General features: G+C 62.6%; 20 protein-coding genes. 7 read left to right on the top strand and 13 right to left on the bottom strand.

Annotation, left to right across the window (positions count from 1 at the left end; translation table 11 throughout):
* Positions 1-19: 19 nt before the first annotated feature.
* The 5 genes from rsfS to EYW45_RS03040 are packed head-to-tail and all read right to left on the bottom strand — an operon-like array spanning position 20 to position 4080.
* On the bottom strand, positions 20-424 hold the full coding sequence (gene rsfS, locus EYW45_RS03060; protein WP_161133898.1) for a ribosome silencing factor: 405 nt from the start codon (positions 422-424) through the stop codon (positions 20-22).
* A gap of 39 nt (positions 425-463) precedes the next feature.
* Positions 464-1072, bottom strand: a complete 609-nt coding sequence (gene nadD / locus EYW45_RS03055) for a nicotinate (nicotinamide) nucleotide adenylyltransferase (protein ID WP_202444558.1) — start codon at positions 1070-1072, stop codon at positions 464-466.
* Complete coding sequence (hemF, locus tag EYW45_RS03050; RefSeq protein ID WP_161133896.1) at positions 1063-1974, bottom strand: oxygen-dependent coproporphyrinogen oxidase; 912 nt, start codon at positions 1972-1974, stop codon at positions 1063-1065. The genes nadD and hemF overlap by 10 nt, the downstream gene beginning before the upstream one ends.
* Before the next feature lie 57 nt (positions 1975-2031).
* Entirely contained in the window at positions 2032-3327 is a 1296-nt protein-coding gene (purD, locus tag EYW45_RS03045) for a phosphoribosylamine--glycine ligase (RefSeq protein ID WP_161133895.1), read from the bottom strand.
* Positions 3328-3351: 24 nt separating this feature from the next.
* Positions 3352-4080, bottom strand: coding sequence for a YebC/PmpR family DNA-binding transcriptional regulator (locus EYW45_RS03040; RefSeq protein ID WP_161133894.1), 729 nt, complete (start codon positions 4078-4080; stop codon positions 3352-3354).
* A gap of 95 nt (positions 4081-4175) precedes the next feature.
* On the opposite strand from EYW45_RS03040, the gene EYW45_RS03035 reads away from it, so the two are divergent.
* Positions 4176-5705, top strand: coding sequence for a helicase HerA-like C-terminal domain-containing protein (locus tag EYW45_RS03035; RefSeq protein WP_161133893.1), 1530 nt, complete (start codon positions 4176-4178; stop codon positions 5703-5705).
* A gap of 117 nt (positions 5706-5822) precedes the next feature.
* Here EYW45_RS03035 and EYW45_RS03030 read toward each other — a convergent pair whose 3' ends face one another.
* The 5 genes from EYW45_RS03030 to EYW45_RS03010 all read right to left on the bottom strand — a co-directional run bounded on the left by EYW45_RS03030 (position 5823) and on the right by EYW45_RS03010 (position 11662).
* Positions 5823-7430 (bottom strand): DHA2 family efflux MFS transporter permease subunit, encoded by a 1608-nt coding sequence (locus EYW45_RS03030; protein ID WP_161133892.1) that lies wholly within the window; start codon positions 7428-7430, stop codon positions 5823-5825.
* Positions 7427-8614 (bottom strand): HlyD family secretion protein, encoded by a 1188-nt coding sequence (locus tag EYW45_RS03025; protein ID WP_161133891.1) that lies wholly within the window; start codon positions 8612-8614, stop codon positions 7427-7429. The genes EYW45_RS03030 and EYW45_RS03025 overlap by 4 nt, the downstream gene beginning before the upstream one ends.
* Positions 8615-8633: 19 nt before the next feature.
* Positions 8634-10088 (bottom strand): efflux transporter outer membrane subunit, encoded by a 1455-nt coding sequence (locus tag EYW45_RS03020; protein WP_161133890.1) that lies wholly within the window; start codon positions 10086-10088, stop codon positions 8634-8636.
* Between the two features lie 99 nt (positions 10089-10187).
* A complete protein-coding gene (locus tag EYW45_RS03015; protein WP_161133889.1) occupies positions 10188-10736 on the bottom strand; it encodes a MarR family winged helix-turn-helix transcriptional regulator in 549 nt (182 codons plus the stop codon).
* Positions 10737-10780: 44 nt separating this feature from the next.
* Complete coding sequence (locus EYW45_RS03010; protein WP_161133888.1) at positions 10781-11662, bottom strand: DMT family transporter; 882 nt, start codon at positions 11660-11662, stop codon at positions 10781-10783.
* Positions 11663-11757: 95 nt separating this feature from the next.
* Here EYW45_RS03010 and EYW45_RS03005 point away from each other — a divergent pair, with 95 nt between their 5' ends.
* The gene (locus EYW45_RS03005) at positions 11758-12693 is read left to right on the top strand and encodes a DMT family transporter (protein ID WP_161133887.1); all 936 of its coding nucleotides are present in this window, start codon (positions 11758-11760) and stop codon (positions 12691-12693) included.
* Between the two features lie 25 nt (positions 12694-12718).
* Positions 12719-13708 (top strand): quinone oxidoreductase family protein, encoded by a 990-nt coding sequence (locus tag EYW45_RS03000; RefSeq protein WP_161133886.1) that lies wholly within the window; start codon positions 12719-12721, stop codon positions 13706-13708.
* A 199-nt stretch (positions 13709-13907) separates the two neighbouring features.
* On the opposite strand, the gene EYW45_RS02995 is transcribed toward EYW45_RS03000, so the two are convergent.
* Both EYW45_RS02995 and pepN read right to left on the bottom strand, forming a co-directional pair.
* Positions 13908-14918, bottom strand: a complete 1011-nt coding sequence (locus tag EYW45_RS02995; RefSeq protein WP_161133885.1) for a class 1 fructose-bisphosphatase — start codon at positions 14916-14918, stop codon at positions 13908-13910.
* Between the two features lie 26 nt (positions 14919-14944).
* Positions 14945-17653: an aminopeptidase N gene (gene pepN, locus EYW45_RS02990; RefSeq protein ID WP_161133884.1), complete on the bottom strand. Its 2709-nt coding sequence runs from the start codon at positions 17651-17653 to the stop codon at positions 14945-14947.
* 164 nt (positions 17654-17817) lie between these two features.
* Between pepN and EYW45_RS02985 the strand changes: the two genes are divergently transcribed.
* Complete coding sequence (locus EYW45_RS02985) at positions 17818-18465, top strand: DUF4136 domain-containing protein (RefSeq protein ID WP_161133883.1); 648 nt, start codon at positions 17818-17820, stop codon at positions 18463-18465.
* Positions 18466-18755: 290 nt separating this feature from the next.
* Here the strand turns inward: EYW45_RS02985 and EYW45_RS02980 are convergent, their stop codons facing one another.
* Positions 18756-19112 carry an H-NS histone family protein gene (locus EYW45_RS02980; RefSeq protein WP_161133882.1) on the bottom strand — a complete coding sequence of 119 codons (357 nt, stop codon included), beginning with the start codon at positions 19110-19112 and terminating at the stop codon, positions 18756-18758.
* A 948-nt stretch (positions 19113-20060) separates the two neighbouring features.
* Between EYW45_RS02980 and tldD the strand changes: the two genes are divergently transcribed.
* The 3 genes from tldD (at position 20061) to EYW45_RS02965 (ending at position 24386) form a co-directional block, all read left to right on the top strand.
* Positions 20061-21521 (top strand): metalloprotease TldD, encoded by a 1461-nt coding sequence (gene tldD, locus EYW45_RS02975; RefSeq protein WP_161133881.1) that lies wholly within the window; start codon positions 20061-20063, stop codon positions 21519-21521.
* Positions 21522-21796: 275 nt separating this feature from the next.
* Positions 21797-22867, top strand: coding sequence for a 3-deoxy-7-phosphoheptulonate synthase AroG (gene aroG, locus EYW45_RS02970; protein ID WP_161133880.1), 1071 nt, complete (start codon positions 21797-21799; stop codon positions 22865-22867).
* A gap of 109 nt (positions 22868-22976) precedes the next feature.
* The gene (locus EYW45_RS02965) at positions 22977-24386 is read left to right on the top strand and encodes an FAD-binding oxidoreductase (RefSeq protein ID WP_161133879.1); all 1410 of its coding nucleotides are present in this window, start codon (positions 22977-22979) and stop codon (positions 24384-24386) included.
* Positions 24387-24473: the final 87 nt, after the last annotated feature.

Here is a 24473-nt window from a genome sequence, read left to right as displayed (position 1 = left end):
GCGAACGAGCCTTGCGCGTTTACTGCGCTTCGTCGTCGTGCGAGAACGACGGTGCGGTGGCGGCCACCCGGGTCGATTCGGGCAACAGCTTCAGACGTACCGGCTTGCCGCCCCAGACCTCTTCGAGGTTGTAGTACGAGCGAATGACCGGTTGCATCAGGTGGACGACGACGTCGCCCAGATCGACGAGAACCCATTCGCCGGTATCTTCGCCTTCGGTGGCGATGACCCGTACGCCGAGGCTTCGGGCGCGATCGGCCACGCTGGAGGCCAGCGCGCGGGTATGCCGGTTCGAGGTGGCGCTGGCAATGACGACGCGATCGAAGAGACTCGTCAGATGCGTCGTGTTGAAGACCTTGATGTCTTGAGCCTTGACGTCTTCGAGAGCGTCAACAATAGCGCGTTGCAGTTTCGTAATATCCATGGGACGTAATATAACGCCGCAAGCAGTGCGGCGTGGGGTTTAGACGGGCGCGGATGCGCCGTAAAGGCCATGTTGGCGTATATAGGCCACGACTTTGGGGTCGAGCCAGTCGTCAACGGGGTCACCCGCTGCCAGACGGGCCCGTATTTCGGTGCCCGATACCGGTGTGGGTGTAAACGGCACCTGGGTAAGCGTGCGGCCAAGTGTGACCATCAGGTCCGAGAGCGGCTGGGGTGCGTTCAGCGGCGTGCCCGGGCGAGCGGCGACCGCGAGATCGACGCGGTCGACAATCGTTTCCCAGGCACGCCAGGAGCAAAAATTGGCCAATTGGTCGGCGCCCATGATCCAGACGTACGCTTGTGCGCGCGGCAGGGCCAGGATGGTATCCACCGTATAAGTGGGGCCGCGGCGGTTCACTTCAATGGCATTGACGCTCAACCCGGGGTGATCCTGGGTGGCGAGCTCGGCCATGGCGAGCCGGTGTGCGGGGGAAGCATGCAACGGCGCGCGTTGCCAGGGTTCGCCCGCAGGCAACAATTGCACTTCTGCCAAGGCCAGGGCTTCGTGCGCGGCATGTGCCAGTGCGATGTGGGCGGAATGGATGGGGTCGAAGCTTCCGCCCAATAGTCCGATACGGCTCACACCCATTCGCGCGGCGTCAGGTAAGCGTTGAGTTCGGCCTCGGGCGTGCCGGCTTCGGCGTGCCAATCGTAGCGCCAGCGCGCCACTGGCGGCATCGACAGCAAAATCGATTCGGTGCGGCCGCCCGATTGCAGGCCGAACAACGTGCCTCGGTCGTAGACCAGATTGAACTCGACGTAACGGCCGCGGCGATAGGCCTGGAAGTCGCGTTCGCGTTCGCCGTAGGGCAGGCTGCGGCGGCGCTCGACGATCGGCATGTAGGCGGACAGAAATGCGTCGCCGACGTCGCGCACCATGGCGAACGACGCATCGAACCCGCGTTCGCTCACATCGTCGAAAAAAACGCCGCCGATGCCACGCGTTTCCTTGCGATGTTTGAGATAGAAGTACTCGTCGCACCACTTTTTGTAGCGCGGGTAGCAGTCTTCGCCATGCGGCGCGAGCGCGTCGCGGCAGACGCGATGGAAATGCGCGGCGTCTTCTGCGTGAGGATAGTAGGGCGTGAGATCCATGCCGCCGCCAAACCAGAACACGTCCTGCTCACCGCTGCCCTCGGGGGCGGCAGCCACGAACATGCGCACGTTGGCGTGCGTGGTGGGCACATGCGGGTTATGCGGATGCAGCACCAACGAAACGCCCATGGCTTCCCAGCCACGGCCGGCAAGTTCCGGACGGTGCGCTGAGGCCGACGGCGGCAATTTGGTGCCGGTGACATGGCTGAACAGCACGCCGGCACGTTCGAACAGCTTGCCGCCTTCGATCAACCGCGAGATGCCGCCACCGCCCTCGGGGCGTTCCCAGGTATCCGTGCGGAACGTGCCGCCATCGGCGCGCTCCAGCGCCTCGACGATACGAGCTTGCAAGCCGGTGAAATAGGCGTGGGCGGTGTCGATAGGCAATGCGGTCATGCGGGGCGGGTCTCCACGCGCAGCCCCGGGGCTGCGCGCTTGGGCGTTGAAAAAAGCTTACTTCTTGGCGGGTGGGCGCTTCAAGGCGCGCCAGCCGATATCGCTGCGGTACTGGCGGCCGTCGTAGCGCACCTGTTCGACCGTGTCGTACGCGCGTTCGCGCGCCATGCGCACCGAGTCGCCCAGCGCCGTGACGCACAGCACCCGGCCGCCCGAAGTATTGATGGCGCCGTCGGTCATGGTGGTCCCTGCATGGAAAACCATGCAGTCATCGGCATCGGCCGGCAGGCCTTCGATCAGGTCGCCGGTGCGCGGCGTATTGGGGTAGTTGTGCGACGCGAGCACCACACCCAGCGCGGTGCGGCGATCCCACACAATGTCGGCGCGGTCCAGCGTGCCGTCGATGGCGTGTTCGAGCACATCCACCAGGTCGCTTTTGACGCGCATCATGATGGGCTGCGTTTCGGGGTCGCCCATGCGGCAGTTGAATTCGAGCACCTTGATGGCGCGGTCGGGGTCGTCGCCCGGCGCAATCATGACGCCGGCATAAAGGAAGCCGGTGTAGGGTACGCCGTCGCGCGACATGCCTTGCATCGTGGGCAGGATCACTTCGCGCATGATGCGATGGTGAATTTCTGGCGTGACCACGGGTGCGGGCGAATAGGCACCCATGCCGCCGGTGTTGGGCCCCAGATCGCCATCCTGCAGACGCTTGTGATCCTGGCTGGTCGCGAGCGCCAGCACATGGCGACCGTCGCACATGACGATGAAGCTGGCTTCTTCGCCCACCAGGCATTCTTCGATGACGACGCGTGCGCCGGCTTCGCCCAGCGAACCGTCGCCCAGCATGGCGTCGACCGCCGCGTGGGCTTCTTCGAGCGACGTGGCGACGACCACGCCCTTGCCGGCGGCCAGGCCGTCGGCCTTGACGACGATCGGGGCGCCTTGCTCATCGATATAGGCGTGAGCGGCTTGCGGATCCGTGAACGTACCGTAGGCGGCCGTGGGAATGTGGTGCCGCACCATGAAGGCCTTGGCGTAGTCTTTCGAACTTTCGAGCTGCGCGGCGGCCTTGGTGGGGCCGAAGATCTTCAGCCCGCGGCTACGGAAATGATCCACCACGCCGGCGGCCAGCGGCGCCTCGGGGCCGACCACCGTGAGTGCCACGCCTTCGCGTACGGCGAAATCGGCGAGTTCCTGGGGCGAAGAGAGCGCGACGTTTTCGAGATTGGCGGCGCGCTGCGTGCCCCCGTTGCCCGGCGCCACGAACACTTTATGAACGCGAGGCGACTTCGCGATGCGCCAGGCGAGGGCATGTTCGCGGCCGCCCGAACCGATGACCAGAATTTTCATTTTCGACAATGTGAGGGTTCAGAATCAGGCGACGTCGATCACGGCCGTGGTGTACACCTCGGACACGTCATCCAGGGCATCGAGTGCATCCAGCAGCTTTTGCATGCGGATCGCGTCGTCGCCTTCGAGGTCGGTTTCGTTCAGGGGCTTCATGGTGATGCCCTCGATTTCGGGCTTGAGCTTGGCGGCTTCGAACGCGTCGCGCACCGCCGCGTAATCAGGCACCGCGCACGTGACCTCGATCACCCCTTCGTCATCGGTGATGACATCGTCGGCGCCGGCGTCGAGCGCGGCTTCCATCACCGCGTCTTCCGCTGTGCCGGGCGCGAAAATGAATTGGCCGCAATGCTTGAACATGAAGGCCACCGAGCCTTCCTGGCCGAGGTTGCCGCCGTTCTTGGCGAAGGCGTGCCGCACGTCGGCCACCGTACGGGTACGGTTGTCGGTCATGCAATCGACCACGACAGCTGCGCCGCCGATGCCGTAGCCCTCGTAGCGCACTTCCTCATAGTCGGCGCCGTCGGCGCCGCCTGCGCCGCGCGTGATGGCGCGCTGGACGTTGTCCTTGGGCATATTGGCCGCCATGGCTTTGTCCCACGCCAGACGCAACGCAGGGTTGCTGTCGGGATCGGGACCGCCGGCGCGCGCCGCTACGGTGACTTCACGAATGATCTTGGTCCACAGCTTGCCGCGCTTGGCGTCTTGACGCCCTTTGCGGTGCTGAATATTGGCCCATTTACTGTGTCCGGCCATGGCTTCTCGAGTTCTGGATAAGCAAAGAACGCTATTTTAACGCGGAGCAAGGCTCTACACTTTGATCTTCCGCTACTTTGTCTGGGAGAGTGCCCATGTCCGAGCCGATCGCGATCGCCATCCACGAGGGAAACCCTTGCCTGCTGCTGCCGCAGATGGCCAATCGCCATGGGTGCATCACGGGTGCCACGGGCACGGGCAAAACGGTCACGCTGCAGGTGCTGGCCGAGTCGTTTTCGCGTTTGGGTACGCCGGTTTTCATGGCGGACGTCAAAGGCGATCTCACCGGGGTGTCGCAGGCCGGCGTGCCCAGCGACAAGATGACGGCACGACTCGCAAGCCTCGGCTTGCCCACGCCAGCCTGGGGCGCGAGTCCGGTCACGCTATGGGACGTGTTTGGCGAACAAGGCCATCCGGTGCGGGCAACCGTGTCCGACATGGGGCCGCTCTTGCTGGCGCGCGTGCTGGAGCTCAACCCCACCCAGGAAGGCGTGCTGGCGCTGGTCTTCAAGGTCGCCGACGACGAAGGCCAGCTACTGCTCGACATGAAGGATTTGCGCGCGATGCTGGCCGATGTGGCCGATCGTGCCGCCAGCCTCAAAACCCGCTACGGCAATGTGTCGTCGGCGTCCATCGGTGCGATTCAGCGCAATCTGCTGGCGCTGGAGTCCCAGGGCGCCGAGCGATTCTTCGGTGAGCCGATGCTGGATGTGTCCGACCTGATGCGCACCGATGCGCAGGGCCGCGGCATGATCAATATCCTCGCGGCCGACAAGCTGATGCAGGCACCGCGCCTGTACGCGGTGTTTCTGCTGTGGATGTTGTCCGAGCTCTATGAGCGCCTGCCGGAGGCGGGCGATCTGGACAAGCCCAAGTTGGTGTTCTTCTTCGACGAAGCGCATTTACTGTTCAACGACGCGCCACAAGCGTTGCTCACCAAGATCGAGCAGGTGGTGCGGCTGATCCGCTCGAAGGCGGTCGGCGTGTATTTCGTCACCCAGAACCCGCTGGATATCCCCGACGCCGTGCTCGGCCAGTTGGGCAATCGAGTGCAGCATGCGCTGCGTGCGTTCACGCCACGCGATCAGAAGGCGGTGAAGACGGCGGCCGAAACCATGCGGCCCAATCCGGATCTGGACATCGTGGCGGCCATCATGGAGCTTGGCGTGGGCGAGGCGCTCGTGTCGTTGCTGGATGAGAAGGGCCGGCCTGGCATGACGCAGCGCGCCTGGATCATGCCGCCCGCCAGCCGCATCGGCCCGGCCACGGCACCTGAGCGTGAGGCGTTGCGTCAGGCCTCAGGGTTGGGCGGCCGTTACGACAAGCCGATCGACCGCGAGTCGGCTTACGAAAAGTTGGCGGTGCGGGCCGTGGAGGCGCCGGCCGCCGCGGGGGCTCAGGAGAAAGGCGCCGGGCCCGGCAAAACCGCACCGGCAACCAAGCCGGCGGCCGAAGAGGGTGGATTGATGGCGTCGGTAAACGATGTGCTGTTTGGCTCGACCGGCCCGCGTGGCGGGCGTCGCGACGGCCTGGTGCAGTCGGTGGCCAAGAGCTCGGTGCGCTCGATTGCACGGGAGCTCACGCGCGGGATTTTGGGCTCGCTGATGGGCAGTCGCCGAAAATAGCGCGACCGGCGCAACGTCCAGACCGTCAGGCAATCAAACGGCGGTGGCATCGAACCACCGCCGTCTTTCAACGTGTCCGGGCCATTAACGTGCCGCAGTTATGAGTGCGCCCCAGCATTAGTGCGCTCCAGCCGCCGCTTCGGCCGCGCCTTCGCCTTTGGCCTTCACCGGTCGTGCCACCCACACCAGACCGGTAAGCAACAGGAAAATCCCTGCCGAGGCCCAGAAAATATCGATCGCTGAAATCGTGAACGCCTGCGTATCGATCAGCCGATCGATCGACGCCAGCGCCTGATCCTGCGACATGCCCGCCGCTTGCAGCACGCTCATCGTGTGGTCGAAGGCGGCCGCGCCGGGATGCGCGATCTCCGTCAACTGCGCATGATGCATCGTGGCGCGGTTTTCCCACATCGTGGTGGCGATCGAGGTGCCGAAGGCGCCTGCGGTCAGGCGAAGGAAGTTCGATAACCCAGACGCCGCCGGAATCACGTTCGGTGCCAGGCCCGACAACGTGATCGAGGTGAGCGGCACGAAAAACGCCGCCATGGCCGCGCCTTGGATGATCGTAGGAATCATCAACGTACGCATGTCCACATCCGTGCTGAAGCCGGAACGCATGTAGCAGACCAGCGCAAAGATCAGGAATGCGCCCGTCACGAAAATGCGTGGATCGTGCTTGGACAGCAATTTGCCGACGATCGGCGTGAGCACGATCGCCAGCAGTCCGATCGGCGCGGTGACCAGGCCGGCATCCGTGGCGGTATAGCCCATCGTGCTTTGCAGCCACAACGGCAGCAACACGACCGTGCCGAAGAAAACGCCATACGCCACGGCCAGGGTGACGGCGCCGATCGTGAAGTTGCGACCGGCGAAGAGCCGCAGATCGACCACCGGATGCGCGTCGGTCAGCTCCCAGATAATGAAGAACACGAACGTGACAAACGCGATCGCGGCCAGGGCAACGATGGTGGGGCTGGCAAACCAGTCGAGCTCCTTGCCCTTGTCGAGCATGATCTGCAGCGCACCCACCCACACCACGAGCATCACCAGGCCGAGCTTATCGATGGGCAGATTACGCGTGACCGACTCGCGATCCCGGTAGATGCGCCAGCTCACATAGGCGGCGAGCATGCCGACCGGGATGTTGATATAGAAGATCCACGGCCAACTGTAGTTATCCGAGATGTAGCCGCCCAACAAAGGGCCGGCGACCGGCGCCACCAGGGTCGTCATCGCCCAGATGGCCAAGGCCATGCCGGCCTTCTCCTTCGGAAAGCTCGCAAGCATCAGCGTTTGCGATAGCGGAATCATCGGGCCTGCCACGGCGCCCTGCAGCACGCGAAAGCCGATGAGCATTTCGAGCGTGGGGGCGAAACCGCACAACCATGAGGCCAGCACGAACAGCAGCGTAGACGTGAGAAACAGCCGGACCTGGCCGAAGCGCTGCGTCAGCCAGCCTGTGAGCGGCACGGTGATGGCATTGGCCACCGCAAACGAGGTGATGACCCAGGTGCCCTGGCTCGTGCTCACGCCGAGATCGCCGGAGATGGTCGGGATGGACACGTTCGCAATGGAGGTGTCCAGCACGTTCATGAACACCGCGCACGACAAGGCAATCGAGCCGAGCACGCGCACGGCGCCTTCGAGCGGCGGATAGGCTTTCGGCGCGGCCGGAGAAGGGGCTGCCGGAGAGGGGGCGGCCGTGTCGGCGGGGGCGGTGCTCATGACGCCAGGTTTTCTCGAACGATACGTTGGATGAGGGCATCGGCTTCGCCGTGGGCCGGGTCGAAGGCGCTTGTGGACATACCGGTTTGTGCATGCGTGGTGGTGACCGGTTCACCTTGCGGGGTGCCCAGATCGACTTCAACGCTCATCGACAGCCCCACCCGCAACGGGCGCTTGGCCAGCTCTTGCGGATCGAGTGCGATGCGTACCGGCACACGTTGCACGACCTTGATCCAGTTGCCCGTGGCGTTTTGAGCGGGCAACAAGGCGAACGCGCTGCCGGTGCCGGCATCCAGCCCGGCGACCTTGCCGTGATACACCACATCGCCGCCGTACAGATCGGCATGAAGGATGACGGGTTGACCGACGCGCATGTCGCGCAACTGGCCTTCCTTGAAGTTTGCTTCCACCCACACTTGATCCAGCGGCACCACGGTCATCAGGGGCGTGCCCGGGGCGATGCGCTGGCCGACCTGCGCGCTGCGGCGTGCGACCATGCCGTCCACGGGGGCGGGCAAGGTATTGCGCGAGCCGGCCAACCATACCGATCGCAGATTGGCGGCGGCGCGCAGCACATCGGGGTGGTTTTCCACCGTGGTGCCTTCCGTCAGTGCACGATTGGTCTGCGCCTTGGCGCGCGAGCCGGCCAGGGCCGCACGAGCCTGCGCGAGATTCGATTGCGCCGTCTTGTAGGCCGTTTGCGCGTGCAGCAGTTCTTCGCCGCTTACGCCGCCGGACTTGGCCAGCGCTTGCCGGCGTTGCAGGTCGCTCTGCGTCCGGGCGACGTCTGCTTCCGCGCGCACGATTTCGGCCGACCGCACATTGGTGTCGGCCGTAAGCGAATCGTTCTGCACATACAGGGTGCGGGTCTGGCGCACCGTCTGGGCCAATTGCGCCTCGGCCTGCATCAAAGCAATCTGCGCGTCGGCGGGGTCGAGTTTCACCAGCGGTTGCCCAGCCTTGACCATATCGGTGTCGTCGGCCTCGATGGCGATCACGGTTCCGGGCACTTGCGATGTGATCTGCACCAGATTGCCGTGCACATACGCATCTTCGGTGCTTTCCTTGTTGGCGCCGTAGATGAAATACCAGATGGCCCACAGCACGGCAATCAGGAGGAAAACGCCGGCGGCGATCAGCAACAGGCGCTTGCGGCGGGGATTGGGAGTCTTGGAGTCAGCCATGAATCACGTCCGGAATGAATCAGCGGGTCGACGCGGAAGACGCGTCGGCCGAAAGGGGGGCAGGGCGGGTAGCAACGGTGCCGGAAGGCGTGGCGTAGCCGCCGCCCAGAGCACGTGCCAGTTGGGCATCGAGCAGATACGCGCGCATGCGCAGGTCGGTATCGCGCAAGGCTTGTGTCATCACGCTGTTTTGAGCGATCAGGACGACCAGGTAGTTGCCAAGCCCGGCACGATAGCGATCGCGCGCCAGGGCGTAGGCCGCGTCGATGGCCGTGCGGGCTTGCGTCTGTGCCTCGCGCTCGTGGTCGAGCAAGCGCAAGGCATCGAGCGCGTCGGCCACTTGGTTGACCGCATTCACCACTGCCTCGTTGTAGTCGGCGGTGGCTTCGTCGGCCGCTGCGCGTTGGCCGGCCAGGTTGGCATTCAACGCGCCTCCTTGGAAAATCGGCAAGGTAATGGCGGGGCCTACGCCTGCTGCACGGCTGCTGCCCTGCAGCAGGTTGTGCAGACCCAAGGCTTGAAATCCGACAAAAGCGGTGAGATCGACGTTCGGGAAAAACAGGGCTTTCGCGACATCGATATTCTTGGTGGCCGCTTCGGCCCGCCAGCGCGCGGCCACGATCTCGGGGCGGCGGCCCAGCAGTTCGAGTGGCAGCTGGGTGGGCAAGACGCCGGCGGGCCGGGTCAGTTGCGCGGGCATCAATGCGGCACCGCGCGAAGGGCCCGCGCCGGTGAGTGCGGCGACTTGATTGCGCAATTGCGCAATGCGCGTTTCAGCCTGCGTCTGCTCCACACGCGTCGCCGCCAGTTGCGACTCCGCCTGACGCACCTCGACCTGCGTATCCAGGCCGTTGGTGAACCGGTTGCGCGTGATGTCCAGCACTTCGCTGTTCTGCTTGATGATGTCGGTCAGTACCGCGTGCTGGGCGAAAGCGTTCTGCAGGTTCAGGTAGGCCTGTACCACGCCGCCCGTGAGCACCACGCGTGCGGCCTGGGCATCGGCAGCGCTAGCTTGCTGGCCCGCGATGGCGGCGTCGAAGGCGCTTCGGTTCTTGCCCCAGAAATCAATTTCATACGAAAAGTCGAGTGCCAGGCGTTGGTCGGTGGTGATGGAACCGGCCAGCGGTGCAGGATAGATGTAGTTTTCCGAAAGCCGCTGGCGCGTCAGTTGATAGTCGGCGGCCACACTGGGCAGCAAGGCCGAACGTGCCGAGCCCACTGCGGCATTGGCTTGCGCCAGGCGCGCCTGCGCCCGGCTGAGCGACGGGCTATTGCGCAGTGCCTCCTCCACCAGAGCGTTCAACTGGGGATCGCCATATCGGGTCCACCAAGTGTCGGCCGGCCACGTGATGGCGGTATCGACCAGATCGACTTGCGCACCGTCGATTCGCGTTGTGGGCGCGGGGCCATCGCGCATCGGCGCGCAGCCTGCCAGGATGGCACACAACAAAAGCGCTATCGGAAGTTTTTGCATGCTTACAGGAAGCTTAAAGTAATTGACTGAACTGTATCTGCCTAGGCAGCTAAATGGTAAAAAAATAGGGTCGCTCGTCAAGGCGTCCGGTTGGAAACGTCAGGTGTCCGGTGCCTTGCCGGGGGGCGCATTCGAGGGCGCGATCGAGCCGTTGGCCAGCATGCGTTGCAGAAAATGCGAGAGCATGTCGACCTCATCGGACGAGAATCCACGCAGATAATGATTGAGCGCGCGGGCGATGCGCGCCGGTATTTCCTTGGCTGTGCGCTGCCCCTCTGCCGTGAGCTCGATATCGACGACGCGGCGATCTTCCTTGCTGCGCGTACGCACCAGCAGCCCTTTGGCTTCAAGGCGATCGAGCGTGCGCGTCATCGCGCCGGAATCCACGGCGAGGATGCGGGCCAGCTCCACGGAGGTGCTGGCGTGGCCTTTCGCCAGGCACGCCACCGGCCGCCATTGCATGGCCGTCAGCCCAAGGGGGGCCATGTCCTGATCCAGCACGCGATTGAGCGACTGATACACCTGCTTGATCATGTAGCCCACATTGTTGTCGGTCAGACCGGGGCCGGACGCGCGATAGTGCACCACCACGTCGGACAACGTAGAGGAGGCTGCCGCAGCAGCGTCGGATGGGGAAGGCAAGGTCATGGTGAAGTGATTTTACTGCCTGGGCAGTTAAATGCAAGCCCTGCCTAGATCGGTGTGGCCGGCGGGCCGGCCGGCCGCTTTTCGTAACTGGCGGACCACGCGATGGCGCCCACGATGCACGCCGCGCCCATGGCCACGCGCCACCCCGGCACATCGCCGAACAACAGCCAGGCGAACGCGATGGCGTAAAGCGGCTCGAGGGCGATGATCAGGCCGGCACGTCGGGCGCTGATGTATTCCAGGCTCGAGACGAAGAGCGTGTGCGCCAACCCTGTGCAGAGAATGCCCAGCGCTGCCACGCCCAGCCAGTCGGCTGTGCCCAGCGCCGTCGACGCCCCAAGGGCGAACGGTGCCGTGACCAGCGCGACCACGAGGTTCTGGCCGCAGGCCATTTCAAGCGCACCCAGGCCATCGCCAGCATGCCGATTGATCACGGCAAGCATGCCGAAGCTTGCACCTGAGGCCAGGCCCCACAGCAACCCTACCGTGCCGCTGTCGGCCAGATCGAAAGCCGGCGTCAGCAGTATCAGCCCGAGGCTGACCAATGCCACCATGCCCCACTCGGGCAGCCGCACGCGTTCGCGAAAGAGCACTGCTTCGAAGAGCGTGATGAAGGCTGGAAAGCTGGTGAAGCCAAGTGTGGCGATCGCAATGCCGGCAACCTTTACCGAAATGAAGAATGTGAGCCAATGCGTGGCCAGCATGATGCCCGACAGCACCACCGCGACCAGCTGCCGGCGAGTAATGCGAAACAGCATCGCGCGCTTGCCCAGGCGCAGCGCGACGAGGAGGGCGGCCACTGCAAACGCGGCCCGCCAGAAGGTGATCTGCGCCGCGTCGGCGTTGATCACATGACCGAGCACGCCGGTCAGGCCGAACAACACGGCAGTGAGATGCAAAGACAGCAGGGCGCGGGAATCAGTCATGCGGGTGCGGCAATTCGCCGGTAGCGGCGAGTATCGAGGGTCGGCGGCGGGCGCGGGGGTGCCATGTTAAAGCCTTACCCCATACAATGCCGAACATGAATGCATCAAGCCCGTTCCGCTGGGACGTCTCTGCTTATCCGCGCGCAACCGGCTTTGCTTTAGCCATGCTGGGCGCGGTGCTGTTTTCGGCCAAGGCCGTCGTCGTCAAGCTCACGTATCGCTACGGTATCGATGCCGTAACGCTGATCGCGTTTCGCATGCTCTTCGCGTTGCCGTTCTTTGCGCTCATCGCCTGGCAACAATCGCGGCTGGCCGCGCGCGGGCAACTGCAGGCCTTGAGCGGGCGGGATGCCTGCCAGGTGGTCGTGCTGGGGCTCATCGGTTATTACCTGTCAAGCTTTCTCGATTTCCTCGGGCTGCGCTATATCACCGCCAGTCTCGAACGCCTGATTCTTTTTCTGTCGCCGACCTTCGTGCTGTTGTTGTCGGCCGTGGTGCTCAAGCGAACGATTTCCCGGCAGCAGTGGTGGGCGATGGTGCTGTCCTACGCAGGCGTGGTGCTGGTGTTCTGGCGCGACCTGTCGCTCGGGGGCGATGCCGTCATGCTGGGCTCGTTTTTCGTGCTCTGCTCGGCAATGTCCTATGCCGTCTATCTGATCGCATCGGGTGAGTTGATCAAGCGCGTGGGTGCCACGCGGCTCGTTGCCTATGCGATGTCGGTGTCCAGCATCGCCTGCATCCTGCAATTCCTTGTCGTCCATCCGGTTAATGTGCTCGTGCAACCGATGGGCGTTTATGGTTTGTCTTTCATTCACGGCACCCTCAACACCGTATTGCCCGTCTTCATGATCATGTGGGCGGTCGAGCGCGTGGGGGCGCCTTTGGCCGCGCAACTGGGCATGATCGGACCGGTGTCCGTATTATTTCTGGCAGCATGGTTGCTGGATGAACCCATCACGATTTTGCAACTCGCCGGTACGGCGCTCGTGCTCATCGGTATTTTCGTACTGACGTCAAAACGAACGGCGTAACCGACACTTCAACAGGACAGAAGAAATGACGAATACCCTTATGAAGGCAGTCCGCATTACCGAACACGGCGGCCCCGAAGTGCTGAAGGTGCAGGAGGTCGAGCGGCCTACCCCCGGCCCTGACGACGTGACGGTGCGCCAGCATGCGATCGGGCTCAACTTCATCGACATCTATTACCGCACCGGCTTGTATCCGAGCCCTTTGCCGCACGGTCTGGGCTTTGAAGGTGCCGGTGTAGTGGACGCCGTGGGGGCCAACGTCAAAGGCTTCAAGAAGGGCGATCGCGTGGCTTACGGCCAGAGCCCGATCGGTGCCTACGCCGAGTATCACAACGTGCCGGCGCGCCTGGTCGTAAAGCTGCCCAAGGGTATCGCTTTCGATGACGCGGCAGCGATGATGCTCAAAGGGTTGACGGTGCAGTATCTGTTCCGCCAAACCTATCGCCTGCAGGGCGGCGAAACCATTCTGTTCCATGCCGCGGCCGGCGGTGTCGGCCTGATCGCCTGCCAATGGGCGCGGGCGCTGGGTGTGAAGCTCATCGGTACGGTGTCCAGCCCGGAAAAGGCTGCGCTTGCGCGTGAGCACGGGGCCTGGGAAACCATCGATTACTCGCACGAAAACGTGGCCGAGCGCGTGCTCGAACTCACCGGCGGCAAGAAAGTGCCGGTGGTGTACGACGGCGTGGGCAAGGACACGTGGGAAACCTCGCTCGACTGCCTCGCGCCGCGCGGCCTGATGGTGAGCTTCGGCAATGCGTCGGGTTCGGTGACGGGCGTGGACATCGGCATCCTGAACAAGAAGGGCTGCCTGTACGTGACGCGTCCTTCACTTGGCCTGCATGTGGATACGCACGAAAAGCTGACGGCTGCGGCAGACGAGTTGTTCGACCTGGTCGCCAAGAAAAAGATCAAGATGCGCATCGATCAGCGCTACACGCTGGATCAGGTCGCCGAGGCGCAAACCGCCTTGGCCGGTCGAAAGACCACCGGTGCGACGATCTTCACGCTGGATTGAAGTGAGATAGGAAAGAGAAGGGGCATCGCTTGCGATGCCCCTTTTTCTATCCGGTGCTGAATGAAGAAACCTGCTGCGCTAACCGTCGAATGTCGCGGTGCGGTATCACGACCTACGCCGCGCTGACCGGCGCGCACCCCGCACCGGACAAGGCGCGATGCGGTGCCGATGCCATTCTCGCTCGGCGCCGCACCCGCCATTACTTGGCGTCGAAGTACGATTTCACACGATCCACTTCATTGCGCGATCCCAGCACCACGCTCACGCGTTGGTGCAGTTGGTCGGGCTGAATGTCCATGATGCGTTCGGTGCCCGTGATGGCACGGCCACCGGCCTGTTCGACGATGAACGACATGGGATTCGCTTCGTACATCAGACGCAGCTTGCCGGGTTTGTTCGGCTCGCGCTTGTCCCAGGGGTACATGAAAATGCCGCCGCGGGTGAGCAGACGATGCACGTCGGCGACCATCGAAGCGATCCAGCGCATGTTGTAGTTCTTGGCGAGCGGACCTTCTTCACCGGCCAGGCAATCGTCGATGTAGCGTTTCACGGGGGTATCCCAGTGGCGCATGTTCGACATATTGATCGAGAACTCCTTGGTATCGGCGGGGATCTGGAGATTGTCGTTGGTCAACACCCACGCGCCTTGCTCGCGATCCAGCGTGAACACCGCCACGCCCGCGCCCACCGTCAGCACCAGCATCGTCTGCGGGCCATACACGGCGTAGCCGGCCACGACCTGGCTACTTCCGGGTTGCAGGAAGTCGGCCTCGGTGACGGCTTGGCCGCCTTCTTTGTGCGGCGCTTTCAGCACCGAAAAGATCGTGCCGATCGAGACGTTCACATCGATGTTGGACGAGCCGTCGAGGGGGTCGAACAACAGCAGATATTCGCCCTTCGGGTAGCGGTTGGGAATCGGATGGATGGTCTCCATCTCTTCCGACGCCATGGCGGCCAGGTGGCCGCCCCATTCGTTGGCTTCGAGCAGAATGTCGTTGGACATCACGTCCAGTTTCTTCTGCACTTCACCTTGCACGTTTTCGCTTTCAAGGCTGCCGAGCACGCCGCCCAAAGCGCCTTTGCCCACGGCGTGGCCAATGGCCTTGCACGCGCGCGCTACCACTTCGATAAGCAAACGAACTTCGGGGGCAACGGTACCGCTTTCGCGCTGTTGTTCTACGAGATACTGAGTCAGAGTCTTGCGTGTCAAAACGCTCTCCTGGAGGCGAAAGTTAATCAGGCGGCCAGATCCAAGGCCTTGGATACGATTTCTTGAACATTGCGCGACAACCCCGGATGGGCGCGAATGCTCGTCAGTGCGTGTTGCATCGGGTCGCGCAATGCCGGCGTGAAGCGTGCCCAGCTATCGAGCGCACGTGCCAGACGAGCGGCGATTTCCGGATTGATGGCATTCAGGGCGAGTACTTGTTCGGCCCAGAACGCATAGCCTACCCCGTCGGCGCGATGCAACCCACGCGCATTGTTCAGACAAAACTGAAAAATCAATGCCCGTGCGCGATTGGGATTGCGTAACGTGAAAGCAGGATGCTGCATCAGCGTGCGCATGGTGTCCACTGTCGTCGTGCGGGCAGTCGCCTGCAGCGCAAACCACTTGTCCACGACCAGCGGATCCTCGGCCCAACGCGTGTAGAACGCGTCGAGTGCCGTCTGCGTGCGGGCATCATCACCCGCATAACTGACCAGCGCGCCCAGAGCGGCCAGGCTGTCGGTCATGTTGTCGGCGTTTGCATATTGCGCGCGTGCGGCATCGGCAGCCGCGGCGTCGCCGCCGGCGAGCAGATACGTGAGGGCCAGATTCTTCAAGGCTCGTTTGCCGGCGGGCACCGGGGCCGGGCTGTAGTCGCCGGGCGTTTGCGAGCGATCCCATGCCGCTTGCCAGTCCGGGCGCAGCGTGCGGCCCAACATGTCGCGAACGGCGTCGCGAGCGGCGGCCAGCGCCGGTGGATCGATCGGCGACATGCGTTCAGCCAACGTCTTTTCAGAGGGCAACGCCAGGGCCCGCGCCTGATAGGCGGCGTCCAGGGCCGTGTCGGACAGCAAGGCGCGCCAGGCGGCGACGAACGCATCCGACAGCGCGGCCTGGGTGCCCGTGGCGTGCTGGGCGGCGACTGCGAGGATTTGACGCGACGCCAACTCCTGGCCCGCTTCCCACCGCGCAAACGGATTGGTGTCGTGGGCCGACAGCAACGCCAGTTCGTCTTCCTGCCAGGCGTAGTCGATCACGACCGGGGCCGAGAAGTCGCGCAGCAACGACGGCACCGGTTGGGCGTCGATGTTCTCGAACGTCCACTGCTGGCGGGCTTCGGTGAGTTCGAGCACGACGGTGTCGTGCTCGCCGCCTTCGAACGACAGCTTGAGCGGTGCGCCGGTGCGATCCAGCAAGCCGATCGAGACAGGGATGTGGAACGGCAGTTTTTCGGCAGCCGGTTGCATGCGCTTTTCAACGCCGACCGGAGCGCAATGTTGCGCCAGCGTGACGGTGCAGCGGCGTGCGGTGGCATCGTAATCGAGCGTGACGGCAACGCGCGGTGTGCCGGCCTGGCGATACCAGCGGCGGAAAACATCGAAGTTGCGTTTGGGATGTTGGGTGCGATAGACCGATTCCATGGCATCGACGAAGTCGTCGCATGTGACGGCCTGGCCGTCGTGGCGGCGGAAGTACTCGTCCATCCCGGCGCGAAAACCGGCTTCGCCCAGCAGCGTGTGCTGCATGCGGATCACTTCTGCGCCTTTGTCGTACACGGTGGCGGTATAGAAGTTGCCGATTTCCTGGAAGCTTTCGGGACGAATGGGGTGCGCCATCGGACCGCTGTCTTCGGGGAACTGCGCCGCGCGCAAGGTCACCACATCGTCGATGCGCTTGACGGCGCGCGCGCTCACGGCAGCCGCGTCGTCCATGTCAGCCGCCATCATGTCGGCGCTGAATTCCTGATCGCGGAATACAGTGAGGCCTTCCTTCAGGCTCAATTGAAACCAGTCCCGGCAGGTCACGCGATTGCCGGTCCAGTTATGAAAATACTCGTGTCCGATGACGGACTCGATCGCTTCGTAATTGGTGTCGGTCGCGGTGTGCGGGTCGGCGAGTACGTAGGCCGCATTGAATACGTTCAGCCCCTTGTTCTCCATGGCGCCCATATTGAAGTCGCGCACAGCGACGATCATGAAGCGATCCAGGTCGAGCTCCAGCCCAAAACGCACTTCATCCCACTTCAGCGCGCGTTCCAGCGACTCGAGGGCCCACTGCGTTCGGTTCTCGCTGCCGGGATCGCTGTACACCTGCAGCAGCACCGACCGGCCAGATTGCGTTTGCGTGGTGCATTCGCGCTTGGTGAATGTGCCGGCGACGAGCGCAAACAAATAGCAAGGCTTGGGGAACGGATCTTCCCAGATCGCTTCGTGGCGCTCAGCGTCGATGTCGCGGCTGGCGATCAGATTGCCGTTGGACAGCAGATGCGCATAAGTCTTGGGCGCGCGCACGATCACGCGATAGCGCGACATGACGTCGGGCCGGTCGGCGAACCAAGTAATGCGGCGAAATCCTTCCGCCTCGCATTGCGTGAAGAAACTGCCCCCCGACACATACAGGCCCATCAGCGTGGAGTTGGCATCCGGCTTGCAGTGGCTGACGATCTCGATCTCGGCCACGTCCGGCAGGTCGAGAAGTGTGAGTGTGGACGCGTTGAGCTGGTATTCGGTTTCGGCAAGAGGCCGGCCGTCGACACTGATGCTCTCGAGGCTGAGGCTCTCGCCGTTGAGCACCAACGGCGCCCCGGCTGCGGCGTCGGCTTGCCGTGCGATGTGCATGGTCAGACGCACGCGGGTGTCAGCCGGATCGAGGTCGAACGCGAGGGTGACGTCTGGGATGGCGTACGGGTAGGGCGTGTAGTCCTGCCGCTGGATAGTGACCGGCGTATCGGTGCGCATGATGATCGTCGCGTGGCTGTCTAAAGGAGGGATAATTGTAGTGGGGTGCGCGCCAGCTTGGCGGACTGAAGCGAATCGAAAACTTTTTCAGCGAAATGGCGTCAAAATCGAACGAGTTTGTCTGTGGTTACACGGCGCTCGTAAATTGGAGTGTGGAGGTTCAAATGGGTGCCCTCAATCTTTCGGCGGTATGCCGCAGTGGCAGGTTCTGGCTTGCTTTGTCGGTCGCGCTGTTAAGCGGCTGCACCAGTACCATGGCTGCGCGCGTTACGTCGTTCCAACAATGGCCCGCAGGTGTTGAAGGCCAGCGTTATCAGTTTGTTCAAAGCAACGCCGATCAGGCCAATAATCTCGAGTACCGCGCTTACCAGGATATGGTCAGAGCAGCGATCGGCGCCACGGGTCTGGTTGAAGCGACGGCCGGTGCCAAGCCGCGCTTTAACGTCGTGTTCGATTATGGTGCCCGCGCCACCCAGGTGGTTACCCGTCAACCGGCCGACCCATATTTTTACGGCGGCGGCTTTGGCGGTGGCTATTATGGACGCGGCGGATATGGGTACGGTCGCTGGGGCTATCCCGGCTACTGGGGTCCCGCATATGTAGACGTGCCGGTACAGGCCTTCCGCAATGAGCTCAACTTGAGAATCCTCGACACCGCCGCCGGCAATGCGGAGGTTTATCGATCGAGTGCCGTCGCATTAAGTGGACAACCCGATCTGGTGGGCACCATGCCCGTACTCGTGCGCGCGATCTTCGACAATTTTCCGGGCAACAATGGCTCGGAGCGCGTTATTCGATATCAGATGGAATAATGCCACGGCGTAGCGCCCAGGCATCTCGTGCAGAGGGTTGAGGCGCCAGGCAGGCGTCAAGTGCGCGCGAAGCACGAATGAAAAACCCGGCATACGCATGCCGGGTTTTTTTATGTGAGGAGACTTGAATCGCATGGGCCAGCCCGCATGGGCTTGAGTTGAGATGACCGTCTCATACTCACGTCTGCATTTTCGGCTCGTCTTCGTCACGCCATCAGGCCGCCGCACGAAAACACGAGTTTTCAATACCTCGGGCCTTCGTGATGTGGCGCGTGACGGCTGGCGTTTGCTTACTTGATAAGGAAACTATCGCGTTGGGCGCCGTCGGCTTCGGCAGCCGCCAGCCAACGGGGCGCTTTGCCGCGGCCGCTCCAGGTTTCGCCGGTATCGGGATGACGATACTTTGGCGCAACGGGACGCTTGGTGCCATCGGCCGCTTTCTTGCGCGGTGTGCGGCCCGGCGCTTTGCTGGCGCCCAGTGCGGCAGCCAATTCTTCCGCGGTTATATCGTATTGGCGCATCGAATTGACGATGGAAGTGATCACCGGCTTGCGGCGCTTGGTATGCAGCGCTTCTGCTTTCTTCTGCAACCGGGTGATTTCTTTTTCGATCCGTGCTTGCTGCGTCGCGTAATTTTCTCGAGCCATTTTGGCAATCCCTTTATTCTGGGTGATGTTCGTCTAAACGACAGGATCGAATTCTACGCCGAATCAAACTGACCTAGTAAACAAAATAATGCAATCCAGAATTCCAATTGTTTCTCTCGGAAAAAACGTTGCAGGGGTTTCTCATCCAAACGGCCTACAGCACGTCAGCAGAGTCAGGAATTGAAATTTTTATTTCGATTCCAACTGTTTTCTACAGTTGTGAGGATGTTATTTTTGTCCCGCTTTTTCGCAATTGTGGAGATATTCGCCCCTAATTGTGGAGAAAATGGGAAGCAAGTTCCACATTTCGGTACTGAGCAGGCCGCGCGCTGCCCGATAAATCATTTTTCTATCCAACGTCTAGATCCCGTGTCGTTCCGTTCGGTCGTATTGATTTCGTTGCCACCCATTACGATCTTGTGAGCTTATGCAAGCGGCTAGTCGTCAATGTAGTCAGGGCCACTAAAGGTAAGGCGGGCACTGAGCGGCGGGCGCGTTTGGGTGTGTGCGAATCACAAGTACGAATCACGACCGCGAATCACGACGACATGTCGCCGGTGCGGATATCGAGCGCAAATCGCGGGCGCGATATACCGACACAAAGCAGGCGCGAATGTGCCAAGTCCGGTTGGTTTGTCATCAAGCACATGCCGGTGAAGGGTTATTTGCGCTTGTCTTTGAACGATGTCGCCTTCATATGGCGTAAGGCGACCGTCTTTTCTGAAAGCGGTCGACACGAATCGCCTGTGCAGCGAACGTGTGGGCGACGAATAACCTGCAGCGGCTGCGACCGCTGCAGGCCGGGCGGGCTTCGCGGTTCGTCGACGTTGTTCGCAGTACCATATGGTCATTCGCGCCGCTTGAGCGTGCAGGTCGCCGTGGAACGTCCTCAACGGGCGTCCGGCGCCGCCACGCTGGCGGCGCAGACTCATTTATTTTCTGGATGTCATGAAGATTACTGATCCCGCCATCGAATCCCTTGCGACCGCCAAGTCTCTGCTCCTCGATCCCTGGGGTCTGACGGAAGCCGATATGGCTCGCGCCATCGGCGAGATTTTCACGCATCGTGTGGATTACGCCGACCTGTATTTTCAATACACCCGCAGCGAAGGCTGGAGCCTGGAAGAGGGCATCGTCAAAACGGGCAGCTTCTCGATCGGGCAAGGTGTTGGCGTGCGTGCCGTTGCCGGCGAAAAGACGGCGTTCGCGTATTCCGACACCTTGTCGCCCGACGCATTGTTGTCATCGGCGCGGGCCGTGCGCAGCATCGCAAAGCAGGGCGCCGGCAAGATTCACGTGCCCGGTCCGCAGGGGCTGGAACTGTCGCGCAATCTGTATTCGAACGTGGATCCGTTGACGACGTTGAGTGCTCCCGACAAAGTGGCATTGCTCGAACGCGTCGAGCGTCTGGCGCGGGCACGCGATCCGCGCATCATTCAAGTGATGGCCAGCCTGGGCGCCGAGTATGACGTCATCCTCGTGGCCGGCAGCGACGGCCGCCTGGCCGCCGATGTGCGGCCGCTGGTGCGACTTTCGTTGACGGTGATCGCCGAAAAGCAGGGCCGCCGCGAGATGGGCCACGGCGGCGGGGGCGGCCGAACGGGTCTGGCGTATTTCACCGATGACATCATCGAAGGTTACGTGGACCGCGCCGTGCACGAGGCACTGACCAATCTCGAAGCTCGTCCGGCGCCCGCCGGCGAGATGACCGTCGTGCTGGGTTCGGGCTGGCCCGGCATTCTGTTGCACGAGGCGGTGGGCCACGGGCTGGAAGGCGACTTCAATCGCAAAGGCTCGAGCGTGTTTTCCGACCGCATCGGCGAGCGCGTGGCGTCCAAGGGCGTGACCGTGGTCGATGACGGCACCTTGCCGGATCGTCGCGGTTCGCTGAACGTGGACGATGAAGGCAATCCCACGCAACGCAACGTGTTGATCGAAGATGGCATTCTGCGCGGGTATATGCAGGACACGATGAATGCGCGGTTGATGAAGACCAAGGCAACCGGTAACGGCCGGCGCGAATCCTTCGCCCATTTGCCGATGCCGCGCATGACCAATACCTACATGATGGCGGGCGACAAGGCACCTGAAGAAATCGTGGCCTCGGTCAAGAAGGGTCTGTACGCCGTGAATTTCGGCGGCGGCCAAGTGGATATCACGAGCGGCAAGTTCGTTTTTTCCGCGTCCGAGGCGTACATGATCGAAAACGGCAAGGTGACCTATCCGGTCAAGGGCGCCACGCTGATCGGCAACGGCCCTGACGCCATGAATCGCGTGAGCATGATCGGCAACGATCTGGCGCTCGACTCGGGTGTGGGCACGTGCGGCAAGGAAGGCCAGAGCGTGCCTGTGGGTGTGGGCATGCCGACGTTGCGGATGGATGGTTTGACGATCGGCGGCACGGCCTGAGGCGCGATGGTCGCATGCACGGCGCGGCGCATGGCGTCGCGCCGTTGCCACATCCTCCGTATGTCCGCTCGTGACAGTCGATATCTTTTCTGCTAGAGTCCTTCACATGAATTTCGCATCCCGCCCGTTTTATTTTTATTTTTATGGGTTTCCTATGCCGCTGGCGGAGGAAGGGATTCGCGCACACTGAAGTTCTTGCCGAATATCTTGAAAAAGCCGCCAGCCCTGGCGGCTTTTTTTATGCCGCGAGCCTGGCCAACCCCGGAGTGAAAGCTGTGTCCCACAATACCGACGACCTTCGCATCCGCGAAATCAAAGAGCTCAACCCCCCCTCGCATGTGATGCGCGAGTTTGCATGTACTCCCGAGGCGTCGAACACGGTGTTCACCACGCGTCAGGCGCTGCACCGCATTCTGCACGGCATGGAAGACCGCGTGGCCGTCGTGATCGGGCCCTGCTCGATCCACGATACGCGCGCCGCACTCGAGTATGCCGAGCGCTTGAAGCCGGTGCGCGATCGTCTGCGCGGCGAGCTTGAGATCGTTATGCGGGTGTACTTCGAGAAGCCGCGTACCACGGTGGGTTGGAAAGGGTTGATCAACGATCCGGAGTTGGACGGCAGTTTCGACATCAACCGTGGCATCCGCATCGCGCGCGAATTGCTTCTGCAGATCAATAGCCGCGGCGTGCCCGCCGGCTGCGAATTCCTCGACATGATCACGCCGCAGTACATCGCGGATCTGGTGTCGTGGGGCGCGATCGGCGCGCGTACGACTGAGAGTCAGGTACATCGTGAATTAGCCTCGGGATTATCGTGCCCGGTCGGTTTCAAGAACGGCACCGACGGCAACGTCAAGATCGCCGTGGACGCCATCAAGGCCGCCTCGCAATCTCATCACTTTCTGTCGGTGACCAAGGGCGGTCACTCCGCCATCGTGTCCACGGCAGGCAACGAGGATTGCCACGTCATTCTGCGCGGCGGCAAGGCGCCCAACTACGATGCCGCCAGCGTCGAAGCGGCGTGCCTGGATATGGCCAAGAATGGGTTGGCACCGCGCGTGATGGTCGACGCCAGCCACGCCAACAGCAGTAAAAAGCCGGAAAATCAGCCGCTGGTGATCGACGATGTATCGCGCCAGATCGAGCGGGGCGATACGCGCCTGGTCGGCGTGATGATCGAAAGCCATCTGCTGGGCGGCCGTCAGGATTTGATCGAAGGCCAACCGTTGACGTACGGTCAGAGCATTACCGACGGCTGCATCGATTGGGAGTCGTCGGTGGCGACGCTCGAACGTCTGGCGAGCGCCGTGCGCGAACGCCGCCGCAACACCATTACGGCCAAGTAATGTCCCGCGGCGCACCAGTCATGGTGCGCCGCACGATAACGGCGGCATCGATGCCGCGTGGTTAGGGCGTAAAATCGAGGGCTTCCATACCCTCGGTTTGATCACGTCCATGAATGCTCCCGATCTCGGCCAAGCGTTGCGCCGTCCACTTCCCGAAGCTTGCCTTGAGGCGCTGCGCGCGCAGTTTGGCGATCGGCTGTCCGTTGCGGCGGCCGTGCGCGAACACCATGGCACCGATGAGTCGCCGTATCCGGCCATGCCCCCGGACGCCGTCGTCTACGCCCACACCACTGAAGAAGTCGTGGCCGTGGCCAAGCTGTGCAACGCGCATGGCGTGCCGCTGATTCCCTACGGCACGGGGTCGTCGCTGGAAGGCCATACCTTGGCGATTCAAGGCGGTATCACGATCGATGTGTCGCAGATGAACCAGGTCGTCGCTATTCATGCCGAGGATTTGACGGCAACGGTGCAGGCCGGCGTCACCCGTAAGCAACTCAACGAGGAATTGCGCGACACCGGATTGTTCTTTCCGATCGATCCGGGGGCCGATGCGAGCCTGGGCGGCATGGCCGCGACGCGAGCATCGGGCACCAACGCCGTGCGCTACGGCACCATGCGCGAAAACGTCGTCTCGCTGACGGTCGTCACCGCCGATGGTCGTGTGATCCGCACCGCCAGCCGTGCGCGCAAGTCGTCCACCGGTTACGACCTCACGCGCATCTTCGTCGGCAGCGAAGGCACGTTGGGCATCATTACCGAAGTCACCGTGCGCCTGTATCCGCAGCCTGAAGCCGTGTCGGCCGCCATCTGCAATTTCGAATCGCTCGATGCCGCCGTGCAAAGCGTGATCGAGATCATCCAGATGGGCGTGCCCGTGGCCCGCGTCGAGTTCATGGACGAGGCGGGCGTGCGAGCCGTCAACCGCTACAGCCACCTCACCTTGCGCGAAAGCCCGATCCTGCTGTTTGAGTTTCACGGCAGCCCCGCCGGTGTTGAAGAGCAGGCGCGCGTGGTCCAGGACATCACCCGCGAGAACGGCGGCATGGATTTCGAGTGGGCCGCACGGCCGGAAGACCGCAGCCGCCTCTGGACCGCACGCCACAACGCCTATTTCGCCGGCTTGCAATTGCGGCCCGGCTGCCGCTCCAGCACGACCGACGTCTGCGTGCCCATTTCGCGTCTGGCCGATTGCGTCCGCGAAACGGTCGAGGATCTGTCGAAAGCCAGCTTCCCGTACACCATCGTCGGCCACGTGGGCGACGGCAACTTTCACGTCTTGATGTTGCTCGATCCGAATAGCCCGACCGACTGGGAAGAGTCCGAAGTCGTCAACCATCGTCTGGCGCGCCGCGCGATTGCCTACGACGGCACGTGTTCGGGCGAGCACGGCGTGGGGTTGCACAAGATGCAATTCCTTGAAGAAGAGCACGGCGAGGATGCGCTGGCGTTGATGCGCAGCCTGAAGCATGCTTTCGACCCCAACAACATCCTTAACCCGGGCAAGATTTTCCCTTGGTGAGCGTGAATTGGTAAGCAGGCATTGCGAGGGGCGCGTTTGCGCCCCTTGCTACGGGTAAATCCCGGCCTGTGCGACGCGCGGTGTAAC

This window comes from Schauerella aestuarii (assembly GCF_009866805.1).
Lineage (GTDB): Bacteria > Pseudomonadota > Gammaproteobacteria > Burkholderiales > Burkholderiaceae_B > Schauerella > Schauerella aestuarii.
The sequence above is the reverse complement of the archived record's forward strand: the minus strand, read 5'-3'. Positions and strand labels throughout refer to the sequence as shown.